11 protein-coding genes and 1 riboswitch are annotated in these 17,228 nt (G+C 37.5%); of the genes, 8 read left to right on the top strand and 3 right to left on the bottom strand.

Translation table 11 applies throughout. The annotated features are described in order from the left end of the window. Nucleotides 1–8: 8 nt before the first annotated feature. Both Q0874_RS14265 and Q0874_RS14260 read right to left on the bottom strand, forming a co-directional pair. Entirely contained in the window at nt 9–977 is a 969-nt protein-coding gene (locus Q0874_RS14265; RefSeq protein WP_299164163.1) for an electron transfer flavoprotein subunit alpha/FixB family protein, read from the bottom strand. A 59-nt stretch (nt 978–1,036) separates the two neighbouring features. Continuing rightward, complete coding sequence (locus Q0874_RS14260; RefSeq protein ID WP_299164161.1) at nt 1,037–1,783, bottom strand: electron transfer flavoprotein subunit beta/FixA family protein; 747 nt, start codon at nt 1,781–1,783, stop codon at nt 1,037–1,039. Between the two features lie 185 nt (nt 1,784–1,968). Here Q0874_RS14260 and Q0874_RS14255 point away from each other — a divergent pair, with 185 nt between their 5' ends. From Q0874_RS14255 to Q0874_RS14245, 3 genes are all read left to right on the top strand, one after another. Then, entirely contained in the window at nt 1,969–2,946 is a 978-nt protein-coding gene (locus Q0874_RS14255; RefSeq protein WP_299164159.1) for a pyruvate dehydrogenase complex E1 component subunit beta, read from the top strand. 159 nt (nt 2,947–3,105) lie between these two features. After that, nucleotides 3,106–5,598, top strand: coding sequence for a DUF5686 family protein (locus Q0874_RS14250; protein ID WP_299164157.1), 2,493 nt, complete (start codon nt 3,106–3,108; stop codon nt 5,596–5,598). Between the two features lie 87 nt (nt 5,599–5,685). Next, nucleotides 5,686–8,064, top strand: a complete 2,379-nt coding sequence (locus Q0874_RS14245) for a sodium-translocating pyrophosphatase (protein WP_299164156.1) — start codon at nt 5,686–5,688, stop codon at nt 8,062–8,064. 72 nt (nt 8,065–8,136) lie between these two features. Here the strand turns inward: Q0874_RS14245 and Q0874_RS14240 are convergent, their stop codons facing one another. After that, nucleotides 8,137–8,751, bottom strand: coding sequence for a deoxynucleoside kinase (locus Q0874_RS14240; protein ID WP_299164154.1), 615 nt, complete (start codon nt 8,749–8,751; stop codon nt 8,137–8,139). 338 nt (nt 8,752–9,089) lie between these two features. Between Q0874_RS14240 and metK the strand changes: the two genes are divergently transcribed. The 5 genes from metK (at nt 9,090) to Q0874_RS14215 (ending at nt 17,157) form a co-directional block, all read left to right on the top strand. Next, a complete protein-coding gene (gene metK / locus Q0874_RS14235) occupies nt 9,090–10,346 on the top strand; it encodes a methionine adenosyltransferase (RefSeq protein WP_299164153.1) in 1,257 nt (418 codons plus the stop codon). Nucleotides 10,347–10,422: 76 nt separating this feature from the next. Beyond that, nucleotides 10,423–10,534, top strand: a riboswitch (SAM riboswitch). A 181-nt stretch (nt 10,535–10,715) separates the two neighbouring features. Next, nucleotides 10,716–12,008, top strand: coding sequence for an O-acetylhomoserine aminocarboxypropyltransferase/cysteine synthase family protein (locus Q0874_RS14230; protein ID WP_299164151.1), 1,293 nt, complete (start codon nt 10,716–10,718; stop codon nt 12,006–12,008). Nucleotides 12,009–12,095: 87 nt separating this feature from the next. Then, complete coding sequence (thrA, locus tag Q0874_RS14225; RefSeq protein WP_299164149.1) at nt 12,096–15,500, top strand: bifunctional aspartate kinase/homoserine dehydrogenase I; 3,405 nt, start codon at nt 12,096–12,098, stop codon at nt 15,498–15,500. Between the two features lie 33 nt (nt 15,501–15,533). Next, complete coding sequence (locus Q0874_RS14220) at nt 15,534–16,706, top strand: aminotransferase class I/II-fold pyridoxal phosphate-dependent enzyme (RefSeq protein ID WP_299164147.1); 1,173 nt, start codon at nt 15,534–15,536, stop codon at nt 16,704–16,706. A gap of 37 nt (nt 16,707–16,743) precedes the next feature. Next, complete coding sequence (locus Q0874_RS14215) at nt 16,744–17,157, top strand: Rrf2 family transcriptional regulator (RefSeq protein ID WP_299164146.1); 414 nt, start codon at nt 16,744–16,746, stop codon at nt 17,155–17,157. Nucleotides 17,158–17,228: the final 71 nt, after the last annotated feature.

Genomic DNA, 17,228 nt, shown 5'->3' with positions numbered 1-17,228 from the left:
AACAAAAATTAAGCGTTTTGGGCCTTAAATTCTTTTAATTTTTCAATGAGTTCGGGTACTACTTCGAAGGCATCACCCACTATACCATAATCTGCAGCCTTAAAAAATGGTGCTTCGGGATCAGTATTGATTACAACTTTTACTTTAGACGCATTAATTCCGGCAAGATGCTGTATAGCTCCTGAGATACCAATGGCTATATAAAGATTACTGGCAACGGGTTTCCCTGTTTGTCCAACGTGTTCACTATGAGACCGCCAGCCCATATCTGAAACTGGTTTAGAGCATGCTGTGGCAGCTCCGAGAACTTCGGCTAATTCTTCTATCATGCCCCAATTTTCCGGACCTTTCAGTCCTCTTCCTCCGGACACGACTATGTCTGCGTCGGCTATAGTTGCCTTACCAACTACTTTATCAATATTAACTGATTGAACAGAGAAATCGGAATCAGTTAAGTTGGGTTCAAAGTTTTCCACCTCAGGACTCACTTTATTTTCGAATATTCCATAGGCATTACTAGATACCCCAATAATATTTATATCGGTTTTAAACTGCGTATGGGCAAAACCTTTGTTGCTAAAAGCAGTCCTTTTTACCACCAAAGGATTAGTACTTAATGGCGGAGCAACCACATTAGTGCAATATCCCGCTTTTAGTAATCCGGCGAGTATGGATGCCATATATTTCGTGTCTGTACTTGAACTAACAACAATTGTACTAGCTCCTTCATTTTCCACTGCCTGAGCTATAACTGTTGCGACAGCTTTTGCGTTAAAAATGGAAAGTTTATCATTAGTAACTTTCAATATTTTTGAAACTCCATAAGTTCCAATTTCCTCAGAATCAGACGCATTAATAGTTATTGTGGTAACTGAAGTGCTTAATTGTTCCGCTAACTTGTACGCATAAGAGGCAGCCTCAAAGGCATTTTTTTTGAATTTACCGTTATCGGATTCCGTATAAACAAGTACTGACATAATTTTCTTTTAAAGATTAATTTCAAAATTTCGATGAACTTTGAAACCTGATTTAATAATTAGATGACCTTTGCTTCATTGTGTAACAGATCAATTAAATGCGAAATATTATCTGCTTCCACTAATTTCACTGCACCTTTGGCTGCTGGTTTTTCAAATTTAATGTCTTCTGTTCCATGGTTAGTTTCAACCGGTTCCAGAACGTTTAGCTTTTTTTGACGCGCCATCATAATGCCCCTCATATTTGGTATACGAAGGTCGCTTTCCTCTACCAGACCCTTTTGCCCACCAATAATTAAGGGAAGGGTAGTAGAGATATTTTCCTTACCACCGTCAATTTCTCTAATGGCAGTAGCAGTATTTCCTTCAATTTCGAGCCCTATGCAGGTATTTATAAAATTAAAATTTAATATGGCTGAGATCATACCGGGAACCATACCCCCATTATAGTCGATAGATTCTCTGCCAGCAATTATAAGATCATAAGCGCCAGTTTTAATAATTTCGGCAAGCTGCTGTGCAACAAATAGTCCATCTGTTGGTTCTGCATTTATGCGAACAGCTTCATCTGCACCAATGGCCAAAGCTTTTCTAATGGTTGGTTCAACAGCAGGTCCCCCCACGGTTGCTACATGAATAGTTGCGCCCTGTTTTTCTTTAAACCACATGGCACGGGTTAAACCAAATTCATCATTTGGATTAATTACAAATTGTACACCATTGGTATCAAATTTAGTATCTCCTTCAGTAAAATTGATTTTGGAAGTAGTATCCGGTACGTTACTGATACAAACTAATATCTTCATACTTATTTCGCGTTTTGTACATTCAAAAAGTGGCTGCTAAGATAGCTATTAATTTTCAAATTTACTATGCATGCATAGTAAATTTTGTATCTTTTTTTAATACCCTGGCAGGGTTAATTGGTAGATATTTTCCTATTTTTGTGGGCATTTGTAAATGAATTATTTAAAAGGGGGACCACAATTAGATGAAGACCATACAATTTAGGCAGGCAATTGCTGAAGCAATGTCAGAAGAAATGCGAAGAGATGAATCCATTTATTTAATGGGTGAAGAGGTCGCAGAATACAATGGTGCCTATAAGGCATCAAAAGGAATGTTAGACGAATTTGGTCCGGATCGTGTTCTAGATACTCCAATTTCTGAATTAGGTTTTTCAGGAATAGGTGTTGGATCTGCAATGAACGGTAACAGGCCTATCATTGAGTTTATGACCTTTAATTTTGCTTTGGTGGGTATAGATCAGATAATAAATAATGCCGCAAAAATCAGACAGATGTCCGGAGGTCAGTTTAATTGCCCAATTGTATTTCGAGGACCTACAGGTTCTGCTGGTCAATTGGCGGCGACCCATTCGCAGGCATTTGAAAGCTGGTTTGCCAATTGTCCGGGTTTAAAAGTGGTTGTGCCATCTAATCCCAATGATGCTAAAGGACTTTTGAAAACGGCAATTCGCGATGATGACCCTGTAATCTTTATGGAGTCTGAACAAATGTATGGGGACAAGGGTGAAGTTCCTGAAGGAGAGTATACTATTCCCCTTGGAGTAGCTGAAATTAAAAGGGAAGGTAAAGATGTTACTATTGTTTCTTTCGGTAAAATTATAAAAGAAGCTTACAAAGCGGCTGACGAATTGGAGAAGGAAGGTATAAGTTGTGAAATAATTGACCTTCGCACAGTAAAGCCAATGGATCGTGAAGCAATATTGAACTCTGTAAAGAAAACAAACAGATTAGTCATTCTTGAAGAGGCGTGGCCATTTGGAAACGTTGCAACAGAGATTACTTATTTGGTGCAATCAGAGGCTTTTGATTATTTGGACGCACCTGTTGTAAAAATTAACACCGCAGATACGCCTGCACCTTACTCTCCCGTATTGTTGGAAGAATGGATCCCCAATTATAAAGATGTGATTAAGGCTGTTAAGAAAGTGTTATATAAATAAGTTAAATGACTTTGTAAAGGTATCTTAGCTTCGTCAACCAAGGTTGAACGAAGCTTTTTTATAAAAGGAATTCTATTCGAAGTCAATTTACCTTAAACCGTAGCTGCAAATTTTTCATTTTCGATTATTTAGGATCGGGAATTGCAATATGCCATACTAATGAGAAGACTCCTGCTTTTCTTTCTTTTATTAACGCCATTATTTATCTGGTCTCAGACAAAAGCTGGTGGTATTGTGGTAGATGAGGAAGGGGACCCTGTAGCATTTGCTAATGTTATATTTAAAGGCTCTACTGAAGGCGCCATAACTAACGAAGATGGTTTATTCTATTTGGAATCTTCAAAAGAGTACAACTCCCTGATCATATCATTTATTGGTTATAAAACCGAAGAATTGGAATTACCGCAACGGGTAAACTATAATCTCAGAGTTGTCATGTTGCAGGGCGAACAGCTAGATGAGGTTATAGTCTATATGGGGAAACAATCTAAAAAGAATAATCCGGCAATAGATATCCTAAAGAAAATTTGGGCAAAAAAGAAGATCAATGGTCTTCGAATGTTTAAGCAATATCAATATGATAAATATGAAAAGGTGGAATTTGACCTTAATTCTATTGATAGTGCCATGATGAAGAGTAAACTTTTCAAAGGAATGGAATTTGTATTTCAGGATCTGGATACTTCACGAATTACAGGGAAAACCTATTTGCCAATTTTCTTAAATGAAACCTCAAGTAAAGTTTATGGTGATAATATCCTTGCTCAGACCAAAGAGGATGTTTTAGGGAATAAAAATTCCGGATTTAGCAATAATCAGGCTATAATTGGATTTGTAAAAGATCTTTATTCGGAATATGATATCTATGATAAGTATCTAAAGTTTTTTGACAAGAGTTTTCCCAGTCCGGTTTCCGAAGCAGGAATAGATGCTTATAATTACGTGCTTTCAGATAGTGCTTATATAGAGAATAAATGGTGCTACCATATTATTTATTACCCCAGGCGTAAAAATGAACTCACTTTTAAAGGTGATTTTTGGGTAAATGATTCAACGTTCGCCATAAAGAAAATTAACCTGGAGGTTACAAAGAGTGCTAATATAAATTGGGTGAAAGAAATCTATATAGAGCAGGACTTTGAGGTAGTTAATGATTCGGTCTTTTTACTAGAAAGAGATTATATGCTTAGTGATTTTAGCCTCTTTAAAAAAGAGGAGTCCAAGGGGATTTATGGGAAAAGAACTACAGTTTATGGTAATTATAAATTTGATATTGAAAGACCAAAACAGTTTTATAAAAATAAGACAGACCCTTTTGATCCCATAACCTTTGAAAGAGACAGCATATTTTGGGAAAATAATCGACTGGAATCCCTAAACAAGGATGAACAGGGGATATATGACCTCTTAGATACTTTAAAGACTGTACCGCGTTTTAATACAGCTTATGACATTGCAAGTATTTTGGCATCGGGTTATGTGGAAATTGATAAATGGAATATAGATCTTGGAAGCATCTACAGCGGTTTTGGGTATAATGAAGCCGAAGGAATTAGATTAAGAGGGGGGGCAAGAACCTATTTTGGACAAAATGATCCCTGGCGAATTGAAGGATATATGGCTTATGGATTTAAGGATGAAAAATTTAAACATGGTATTTCAGGCAAATGGCTGGTAGATAAAAAAACCAGACTAATACTATCCGGGGGGAACCGCAGAGATATAGAACAATTAGGTCTAAACCTCACTCAAACAACGGATGTACTTGGAAGAAGTGTAGCCTCATCTGCCATTTTTACTGTGGGTTCCAATGACAGGCTTACCAATATTAAGCTGTCCACATTTAATATTGAAATTGAGCCAATTACCAACTTCAGGGTTCGTTTTGGGAGTTCTTATCGTACCTTAAGCTCTGCACTACCTGATGCATTCAGCCTGGATTATATAGATGCTACATCTCCCACGGGGATATCTTCTGAGATTAAACAATTTGAATTAAATACCATTCTATTATTCACACCGGGAAAAAAAACTATCGGCAACGGGGTGGAGCGCAGAGATGTAAATGATAATTATAGCACTCTTTTATTAAATTACACAAAGGGGCTGAAAGGTTTATTTCAAAGTGATTTTGAATTTGATAAAATTCAGTTTTCTTATACAAAACCTTGGCAGATTGGAGGTTTTGGCAGATTGTTAAGTACAGTTGAGGTTGGTAAAACTTTCGGAGCCGTTCCACTTGGACTTTTAAGCGTAATACCAGGAAACCAGACCTTATGGACGATCTATAATACATTTCCAAATTTGAATTTTTACGAGTTTGTAACAGATACTTATGCCACTGTTCATTTGGAACATAATTTTAATGGCCGGTTTTTATCAAGGATTCCAATTATTCGAAATTGGAATTTAAGGGAAATTGTAGGTCTAAGAGGAGCATGGGGTAGTTTAACTGATGAAAATATTACACTTAGCAGCCCAACAAACATCCCGTTAATTGCTCCGTCTGATAGTATTTATTGGGAATATTCTTTTGGTATTGGTAATATCTTTAAAATTTTCAGAATCGACTTTAATTTCAGAGGCAATTACCTGGAGAATCCGGATGCCCGTCCTTTTAGTATTAAGGGAACATTTGGTTTTAGTTTTTAAATCATTCAGGGAAAATATTTAGGCTTTTTTATTCTAATCCATTTTACTACTTTTGCACCCGTTTTAAATAGCTAATAACTAACTAATATGGAATTAATCGTAAACATTTTACCGGCTTTTGGTGTTTTGGCACTGCTTTTTGTATTAATAAAAAATATTTGGGTATCCAAACAGGAAGTAGGCAATGAAAAAATGGCAAGGATAGCCAAAAATATTGCTGATGGAGCAATGTCCTTCTTAAAGGCAGAATACAAAATCTTATCAATCTTTGTCGTCGCTGTGGCCATTTTATTGTATTTCAAGGGGAATGCTGAGGAAGGTTCAAATGGAATGGTGGCCGTTTCTTTTATTGTTGGTGCTATCTGTTCTGCATTGGCAGGATTTATAGGTATGCGCGTTGCTACTAAAGCAAACGTTAGAACAACACAAGCAGCAAGAAAATCCTTAGGTAAGGCTTTGGAAGTAGCTTTTGCAGGTGGTTCTGTAATGGGATTAGGTGTTGTAGGTCTTGGTGTTCTTGGATTGAGTGGGTTGTTTATGATTTACCAAATGATTTGGCCGGGAGCTGAAAATATTCCTATGGTACTAAATGTACTTTCTGGATTCTCCCTGGGAGCATCATCCATAGCATTATTTGCTCGTGTTGGTGGTGGTATTTATACCAAGGCAGCAGATGTTGGTGCCGATTTAGTAGGTAAAGTTGAAGCCGGAATCCCGGAAGATCACCCTTTAAATCCGGCAACCATTGCAGATAACGTTGGTGATAATGTTGGGGATGTTGCAGGAATGGGGGCCGATTTATTTGAATCTTTTGTTGGTTCGATTATCGGTACTATGGTCTTGGGGGCATTTATTTTTACCCCTGAATTTGGGGGATTAGGAGCAGTATATTTACCATTGGTATTAGCTGCAGTAGGTATTGTGATGTCTATTATTGGCACTTTCTTTGTAAAGGTAAAAGACGGTGGAAGCCCACATAAGGCCTTAAACCTGGGCGAATTCGGATCTGGTGCATTAATGATCATTGCCTCATATTTTATTATAACCAATATGTTACCGGAAAATATTGAAGGTTTGCCTTCAGGAGCAATAGGTGTTTTTTGGGCGACACTTGCCGGTTTAGTTGCCGGTTTTGGGGTTGGTAAAATTACAGAGTACTATACAGGTACCGGGACAAAACCTGTTAAATCTATAGTAAGGCAATCTGATACAGGAGCCGCTACTAACATTATAGCGGGTCTGGGTGTTGGCATGATGTCTACAGCAGTACCAATCTTGCTAATAGCTGCAGCTATTTTAGTTTCACATCATTTTGCAGGTTTATACGGTATTGCAATTGCCGCGGTCGGAATGTTAGCAAATACAGGAATTCAATTAGCAGTTGATGCTTATGGTCCTATTTCTGACAATGCCGGTGGTATCGCCGAGATGGCAGAATTGCCTAAGGAAGTTCGTGAACGCACTGATAAATTAGATGCTGTAGGGAATACCACAGCAGCTATTGGAAAAGGTTTTGCTATTGCCTCTGCGGCATTGACTGCTTTGGCATTGTTTGCAGCCTTTATGAAAGTGGCTAATGTTACTGCAATAGACGTTTCAAGACCTCAGATTATGGCTGGTTTATTAGTGGGAGGGATGCTTCCATTTGTATTCTCCGCTTTATCTATGAATGCTGTAGGTCGTGCAGCAATGGCAATGATAGAAGAAGTTCGAAGACAATTTAGAGACATTCCGGAATTACATGCTGCATTGGAAGTGATGCGCAAGTATGATTCAGATATGTCTAAGGCAAGTGTCGAGGATAGAAAAATATTTGATGCCGCCGATGGGTTAGCTGAATACGACAAATGTGTTGATATTTCAACAAAAGCTTCCATCAAGGAAATGGTATTACCAGGATTATTGGCTATAGCAGTACCTGTGGCAGTTGGGTTTATTGGCGGCGCAGAAATGCTTGGAGGCCTTTTAGCAGGAGTAACTACTTGTGGTGTGCTTATGGCGATATTTCAATCTAATGCCGGTGGTGCATGGGATAATGCCAAAAAAATGATCGAAGCTGATGGCGGTAAAGGGACAGATGCTCATAAAGCAGCAGTAGTAGGAGATACCGTTGGAGATCCTTTTAAGGATACTTCAGGTCCTTCATTGAACATCCTTTTAAAACTTATGTCTGTAGTAGCTTTGGTGATAGCACCGAGTATTGCGATTTCTTCAGACACCTTAACTGCGTATGCTGAGCAAAAAGTAATTACAGAGGTCCAGAAGGAAGTACATGTTGAAATGAATAAAAATGATGACGGTCTTGTAAAGGCAGTTGTTACAATAACTAGTATGGAAAACGGCGTGGATAATACCCGTGAGCTTATTTTTGAAGGAAGCGAGGAAGAAGTAAAAGCACAGATAGAGGCATTACCTGAAACCGATAAGAAAGCGAAAATCCGCATAGAAAAGGTTGAAAAGAAGTGACCGAGGAATAGGGAACTCTTTAAAGCAAAAAAAACCCCAAGCTCAGCTTGGGGTTTTTTTTATTTAATAGCTCTAAAAAAGTCCGTGTATTTCAGCATCAATTTTATTAATTACCTCACCTAGATGTTCCGGATTATCAACAAAATCCAATTGGTCTACATCAATTACCAATAAGTTGCCTTTTTCATAACCGTGGGCCCATGCTTCATATCGTTCGTTCAACCGACTTAGGTAATCAATAGATATGGAATTTTCGTAATCCCTGCCTCGTTTGTGAATCTGGTTCACCAAATTAGGGATAGAACTTCTAAGGTAGATTAATAGATCGGGTGGTTGTACCAGGCTTTCCATAAGTTCAAAAAGGCTGGAGTAGTTGCTAAAATCCCTGTTGGTCATTAAGCCCATAGCATGTAAATTAGGCGCAAAAATGTGGGCATCTTCGTAAATGGTCCTGTCCTGGATTATATTTTTACCTGTTTCCCGGATCTTAAGTATTTGTCTGTATCTGCTATTTAAAAAATAAATCTGCAGGTTAAAACTCCACCGTTCCATCTGATTGTAAAAATCATCCAAATAAGGATTGTCAACTACGTCTTCAAAATGTGCCTCCCATCTGTAATGTTTTGCTAAAAGCCTGGTGAGGGTAGTTTTTCCGGCTCCTATATTTCCAGCAACGGCAATATGCATATAGTATTTGAATTTATGGTTGGTGTCTTAAATTTAAGAGCAACACAATATACAAAGTATAACCTTGATGAGAAAAAATAGTTGTTGAAATACCGGAGATAATTATATTTTATCATAATTTTTATTTCAACAGAAATTATGTACTTTTGTTAACATTAAATAAGAGGAGGGATTTGACTGATTGCAACCTCTTATACAGAACCCAATTTTAGTTTAAAATTATTATTCAGGTTCTGCAAAAGAAAAAATGCTAAAGCAGTTTCTACAGATCAAGTTGTCTTGTAAACTTCTTTTCGAGCATCCGTCAAATCAGTTTTAATTTTTAAAAAGTAAAATTTATGGCCTATTTGTTTACTTCGGAATCTGTAAGTGAAGGACATCCGGATAAGATTGCAGATCAGATTAGTGATGCTTTATTAGATAACTTTTTAGCCTTTGATCCAGAAAGTAAGGTCGCTTGTGAAACCTTGGTAACTACGGGTCAGGTTATATTAGCTGGTGAAGTAAAGAGTCATACTTATGTAGATTTACAACAAATTGCAAGAGATGTTATTAATACAATTGGATATACCAATGGGGAATATCAGTTCAGTGGAGATTCATGTGGAGTCATCTCATTGATACACGAACAGTCTAAGGATATAAATCAGGGAGTAGATCGCGAAAAAAAAGAAGAACAGGGTGCCGGTGACCAGGGTATGATGTTTGGTTATGCGACTAACGAAAGTGAAAATTATATGCCAATGGCATTAGATATTTCACATCGAATACTTAAGGAATTATCCCTGTTAAGAAAAGAACATAAAGAGCTAACTTATTTAAGACCTGATTCAAAAGCGCAGGTTACTATTGAGTATTCGGATGATAATATCCCTGTTAGAATTGATACAATCGTAATATCAACCCAGCACGATGAGTTTGATAAGGATGATGAGATAATGCTATCAAAAATAAAACAAGACCTTGTTACTGTTTTAATACCAAGAGTTAAAGCAAAGTTACCGCCGAACACCCAGAGCATGTTTAACGATAAGATTACCTACCATATCAATCCTACCGGTAAATTTGTGATTGGTGGGCCTCATGGGGATACCGGTTTGACCGGAAGAAAAATTATTGTTGATACTTATGGAGGTAAAGGAGCTCACGGGGGAGGTGCTTTCAGCGGAAAGGATCCTAGTAAAGTAGACCGCAGCGCCGCTTATGCCGCGAGACATGCAGCAAAAAATTTGGTTGCAGCAGGTGTTGCCGATGAAATACTGGTACAGGTAAGTTATGCTATTGGATTGGCCGAGCCGACTTCGATTTTTGTAGATACTTACGGAACCTCAAAAGTGGCTTTGAGCGATGGTGAAATAGCCCAGAAAGTTGCAGAACTATTTAAAATGAGGCCTTTTGAAATAGAAGAACGACTTAAATTAAGAAATCCCATTTACCTGGAAACGGCCGCCTATGGACACTTTGGGAAGGAACCAAGAATGGTGTCAAAAGTATTTGAATCCCCATATAACGGTAGGGTTGAAAAAACGGTAGAGTTATTCACATGGGAAAAATTAAATATGGTAGATAAGGTAAAATTGGCCTTTAATTTGTAATTTTTTGTACAAATAATAGGAATTTCAGTTTTTCCATACCTATATTTGCTTTTACTAAGTTCAATCATTTGTTGAAAAGTTATCAAGAAAGGTGGAGGGAATAGACCCTTTGAAGCCTTAGCAACCCTTTGTGTCCAAAGCGAAGAAGGTGCTAAATTCTATCACATAAAAATTGTGACAGATAACAAAAAAGAATTACCTGAGGTAATTTCTCTTTCTTAATAACATTTTAATATTTCCCATTTGCTCGGTGTAGCTCTTAGGCTTGGATTGTGCTGAATTTTATATTTAAGGACGATATAAAGATCGTTTTGAAAACAATTTGTATTAAGAACCAGTATTCATATTGAATACATAGAAACAAACATCATGAGTGAACACAAATTTTCTACCAATGCATTGCATGCAGGACATGACACAACTTTAACGAGCGGTACCCGGGCAGTGCCAATTTATCAAAGTACTGCCTATGTTTTTAACGATTCTGAACACGCGGCTAATTTATTTTCTTTAGCGGAGTTTGGTAATATTTACAGTCGGATTAATAATCCTACGAATGATATTTTAGAACAAAGGCTTGCTGCACTGGAAGGAGGTATTGCTTCAGTGGTTACTTCATCGGGAACAGGAGCTATTAATACGGCTCTTTTAGTTCTGTTGAAGTCAGGAGATCATATTGTGGCTTCCAATAGCCTATATGGGGGGACTTATAATTTGCTGAGTGTTACCCTTCCCCGGTTTGGGATTACCACAACATTTGTTGACCCTTCAGATCCCTCTAATTTTGGGAAAGCCGTAAAGGAGAATACGCGAGCAATTTTTGTAGAGTCACTGGGGAACCCAAAGCTGGATGTTCTCGACTTAAAAGCTATTTCAGCAGAAGCAAAGGCTGCCAAAATTCCTTTTATTGTTGATAACACAGTGGCAACACCTGCCTTGTTAAATCCGATTGAGCATGGAGCGAATATTGTAATTCATTCTCTTACCAAATATATTAATGGCAATGGCACAGCACTTGGTGGTGCCGTAATAGATGCCGGAACCTTTGATTGGGCAAACGGGAAATTTCCTGAATTTACAGAACCTTCGGCAGGATATCACGGTTTAGTATATCACGATGCCTTAGGGCCCGCTGCATTTATTGCCAAGGTGCGGATAGAAGGCTTAAGGGATCACGGCGCTTGCCTGAGTCCATTTAATGCCTTTCAAATAATCCAAGGGCTTGAAACTCTTGAGATACGTATGAAAAAACATAGTGAAAATGCCCTTGAATTGGCCGAATGGCTTGAAGGTAGGGATGAAGTAACATGGGTAAATTATCCAGGCCTAAAAAGCAGTAAATATTTTGCTGAGGCAGAGGCATATTTGCCAAAAGGGAAAAGTGGATTAATAACATTTGGTGTTAAAGGGGGATTTGATTCTGCAAAGAAAATAGCTGACGGAACCCAAATTTTTTCCTTATTGGCTAATATAGGAGATACTAAATCTTTAATAATTCACCCGGCTAGTACTACCCATCAACAATTAGATGATGCTGCACAGGAAGCAACGGGAGTCACTAAGGATTTAATACGTTTATCTGTAGGATTGGAAAATCTGGATGATCTTAAAGCCGACCTTAAACAGGCTTTTGCAACAATTGATAAATCTGTTCTGGCATAGTTATCAAAACAATACTGATATAAGCTGAGTCGAGAATTTAGCTCTAATAAGAAGCACATCTACTCAGCTTTAATTGACATCACTTGCATGAAAGACCTGAATACAACACTTAAAAAAATAGAAATCCCTCAGTATAAAACGTATAGCGGCGTTGTGCAAGATATGGAGTTGTCTTATCAACTGTTTGGCAAAAAGTTGCACTCTGCACCCATTGTAGTAGTAAATCATGCCCTTACGGGAAATTCAAATGTTGCAGGGCAAGATGGGTGGTGGGCTTCATTAATTGGAGATGGTAAATGTATTGACACAAACAAATATACCGTGCTGGCCTTCAACATCCCCGGTAACGGTTATGATGGATTTGTTGTTGACAATTATAAAGATTTTGTGGCTGGTGATATTGCCAGAATATTTCTTCAAGGATTGAAAGAGCTCAATATAGATCGTGTTTATGCGCTTATTGGTGGTTCATTAGGAGGCGGAATTGCCTGGGAAATGGCAGCGCTAAATCCATTGCTAACGGAACATTTGATCCCTGTGGCTGCTGATTGGAAGTCAACAGATTGGCTCATTGCGAATTGTCAGATTCAGGAACAATTTCTTGTAAATTCCAGGCAGCCTGTCCATGATGCCAGGATGCATGCTATGTTGTGTTACAGAACTCCCCAGTCTTTTAAAGCAAGGTTTCAAAGAAGCACGAATGAGGAATTACAGGTTTTTAATGTGGAAAGCTGGCTAACGCATCATGGAAAAAAATTGAATGAAAGGTTTCAACTTTCAGCTTACAAATTAGCCAATCAATTATTAAAAACGATTGATATCACAAGAGAAGGAGAAGATGCATTTATCAATCTTCAAAACAGTAAAACCAATATTCATATTATAGGGGTAGATTCTGATCTTTTTTTTACAGCAAATGAGAATAAGGATACCTTTAAACAGTTGGCTCAGGCTAAAAGTAATGTAACTTATGGTGAAATTCAATCGTTGCATGGTCATGATGCATTTTTGATTGAATTTGAACAAATGCAGCAATTGCTCAAAGGAGTTTTTGATGCTAATGGAAAATCTGCGAGAATAAAAATTTTGAAGTTTGGCGGGAAGTCACTTTCCAATGGAGAAGGCTTGGGAAGGGTATTGGAAATTATAACCAATAAAGTCAAAAATGGAGAAAATATTGCAGTGGTTTTATCAGCTCGTGAAAAGGCCACAGATCAATTGGAAGCTATATTAAATAAAGCCGCAAAGGGATTAGATTATCGGGAAGATTTTGAAAATTTTGAAAGATATCAGAAACATACTTTTAAAAATATAAATCTTTCAGAGGAATTTCAGGAATTGGTGAAATTATTTGAAGGAGTTACTTTGCTTGGAGATTATAGTGCTAAAATAAAAGACCAGGTTTTGGCTTATGGTGAGCTAATATCGGGTAAGTTGATCACAAAATTGCTTATTGGAGAAGGAATCAAAGCAAAATTACTTGATAGTCGCCGACTCATAAAAACAGATGATTCTTACGGAGATGCCAAATTGCTGGAAGATGTATCCAGGGAAAATGTAATTCATGAATTTTCGAATTTAAAACCAGATGAGGTACCATTGATAACAGGTTTTATAGCTTCTACTGAGACAGATGAAACAACAACTCTTGGGCGTAATGGCAGTAATTATACGGCTTCTCTTATTGCAAACTTTTTGGACGCGGAAGAATTGGAAAATTATACTCATGTAGATGGTATTTTCACAGCAAACCCGGAATTTGTTTCTGAAGCACAAAGAATAGATCAATTGTCATATAGTGAGGCGAATGAACTTGCAAATTTTGGGGCAACCATTTTACACGCAAAGACTATTATTCCCCTAATCGAAAAGAATATCCCACTTAGGGTACTCAATACTTTTAATAATGAAAATGAAGGTACACTTATCAGTGCTAAATCTAGTAAAGAAGGAATAAAATCATTATCTGTTATTGAAAATGAAGCTTTAATTAACCTCGAGGGGAGAGGATTGTTAGGGAAAGTGGGAATTGATGCCCGTATTTTCAGGACCCTAAGCCAAAATAATATAAGCGTAAGTATCATCTCCCAGGGTTCTTCTGAGAGAGGAATTGGATTGGTAGTTAATTCGGAAAAGGCACATTTGGCAAAAAGGGCTTTGGAAATGGAGTTTGAGAGCGATTTTCAATCACGTGATATTAATACAATAACTATTGTAAGCGAAGTATCAGTCATCTCTATAGTGGGGCAGGACCTTAGCACTTTTCATAAACCTTATAATGCCCTAATCAAGAATCAAATAGTTCCTTTATTGTTTAATAATACGATTTCAGGTAAGAATGTAAGCTTGGTGGTTAAAAAAACAGACCTTCACAAAGCGCTGAACGTAATGCATGGACAAATTTTTGGAATTAGCAAAAAAGTGAATCTGGCTATATTTGGACATGGGAATGTAGGGGGCACTTTGGTAGATCAGATTTTAGCTTCGAGGAAGGGGATTGAGGAAAGAAAAGGCATTAATCTTAATGTATTTGCCTTAGCTAATTCGAAAAAATTACTCTTAAACAAAGACGGTATTTCTAAAAAATGGGAGGAAGATATTAATGAAAAGGGCATTCCTTATACTGTTGAACATATTTTTGAGTATGCCAAAATACATCATCTTGAAAACCTAATTGCCATAGATAATACTGCAAGTCAGGATTTTGTGGCCAATTATTTTGATTTTATTGAAAATGGCTTTGATCTGGTGTCCTCAAATAAGATAGCTAATACCCTGGGATTTGACTACTACAGATTGATTAGGGATGAGTTGGCAAAAAAACAGAAACAATACCTATATGAAACTAATGTAGGTGCCGGCTTACCATTAATAGATACTATAAAGCTTTTGCATTTATCCGGCGAAAATATTACACGGATTAAAGGTGTTTTTTCTGGGTCTTTGAGTTATATTTTTAATACTTTTTCCGAAAAAGACATTTCTTTTTCTGCGGTTTTAAAAACCGCTATTTCAAATGGATATACAGAACCCGATCCAAGAGAGGATTTATCTGGTAACGATGTGGGCAGAAAATTGCTGATATTAGCTCGCGAACTGGAACTCGAAAATGAATTTGATGATATTTCAATCCAAAATCTTATACCGGTATCTCTCCGAAATGGAAATGTGCAGGAATTCTTGAATGAACTTGAAGTCCTTGATGATTATTTTAGTAAAATAAAGGACAGCCAGGAGCCGAATCATGTACTCCGTTATGTTGGCGATTTGTATGGCGATTTACAGAAAGAGAAAGGAGAACTTGAAGTAAAACTGGTTTCAGTGCCTAAGGAAAGTGCCTTGGGACAGGTTAAAGGCTCGGACTCCATTATTGAGATTTATACGGAGTCATATGGCGAACATCCATTGGTAATTCAAGGTGCAGGAGCTGGTGCAGCCGTAACTGCTCGAGGGGTTTTTGGGGATATTTTACGTATAGCAGAAAAAATATGATAATCTTTTGAATAATCCTGCTAATAGAAAAAGATGAATAAAAAAAAGTTTGAAACTGAAGCGATACGGACCCAAATAGAACGTTCAAAATTTTTAGAACATTCAAGTCCAATATACCTTACATCCAGTTTTGTTTTTGAGGATAGTGAAGATATGAGGGCTTCCTTTGCTGAAGAAAAAGAGCGAAATATCTATTCGAGATATTCTAACCCTAATTCATCAGAGTTTATAGAAAAAGTATGTAAAATGGAAGGCGCAGAGGATGGATTTGCATTCTCCTCGGGGATGTCGGCTGTTTTTTCAACCTTTGCCGCTTTGTTAAACAGCGGTGATCATATTATTTCAGCACGAAGTATTTTTGGTTCAACCCACAGCCTTTTCACTCAGGTCTTTCCAAAATGGAATATTAGCCATAGCTATTTTAAAATTGGGGAATTAGAAAATTTGGAAAAACTAATTACACCAAAAACCAAAATACTCTTTGCTGAGTCCCCAACAAATCCGGGTGTTGATATTTTGGACCTTGAAGCACTGGGAAGGTTTGCAAAAAAACATAAACTAATAATGATTGTGGATAATTGCTTTGCTACTCCTTATTTGCAAAAACCCATAAAATTTGGGGCAGATCTGGTAATTCATTCGGGCACAAAACTCATGGATGGACAGGGTAGGGTATTGGCTGGTATTACGGTTGGTAAAAGAGATCTAATAGATCAGATTTACCGGTATTCAAGAATAACAGGCCCTGCATTATCTCCCTTTAATGCATGGGTTCTGTCTAAAAGTCTTGAAACTTTGGGGGTAAGAGTAGACAGGCATTGTGAAAATGCACTAAAGGTTGCCGAATTTTTGGAAGGCAATAAAAGTGTTAATTGGGTCAAATATCCTTTCTTAAAATCCCACCCTCAATTCAAGCTTGCCAAAAAACAGATGAAGGCCGGAGGATGTGTGGTCGCATTCGAGATAAAAGGAGGAATTGATGCAGGAAAGAAATTTTTTGATTCTATTGGCCTATTATCTCTATCAGCCAATTTGGGCGATACTCGAAGTATAGTTACGCATCCCGCATCTACCACCCACAGCAAGTTATCTGTGGAAGAAAGATTGGAATGTGGAATAACTGATGGTATGGTGCGAGTCTCTGTTGGCCTGGAACACGTTGATGATATCATTGGTGATATAGAACAAGCGTTGGATAAGATATGAGAAATGGGAATATTCCTATTTTAGCTATCTTCGCATCATGCTTTCTAAAAAGACAAAATACGGATTAAAGGCCCTTACTTATTTGGCATTACAAAGTAAAAGAGAGCCAGTTCAGATTTCCGAAATTGCGGAACATGAGAACATTTCTCAAAAATTTTTAGAAAGTATTTTGCTGACTTTGCGTAACACAGGCTTTTTAGGATCAAAAAAGGGAAAAGGAGGCGGTTATTATTTGCTAAAGGACCCCAGTGAAATTCATATGACGACTGTTATTCGTGTGTTGGAAGGACCAATTGCCATGGTCCCTTGTGTAAGCCTTAACTTTTATGAAAAGTGTGACGACTGCCCGGATGAAAATAAATGCGCTGTCCACAAATTAATGCTTCAGGTACGTGACAGTGTTCTGGAAGTATATAGAAATAATACCCTCGCTGATCTTATATCGGAATAAAAATTTTTCAAAATCTTTGATATACTACTGAATCATTCGCAATAATTATCTGGTTTTTTAACAAATCTACT

The organism is uncultured Eudoraea sp. (genome assembly GCF_947490415.1).
Lineage (GTDB): Bacteria > Bacteroidota > Bacteroidia > Flavobacteriales > Flavobacteriaceae > Eudoraea.
This window is presented reverse-complemented; position numbering and strand designations above follow the sequence as displayed.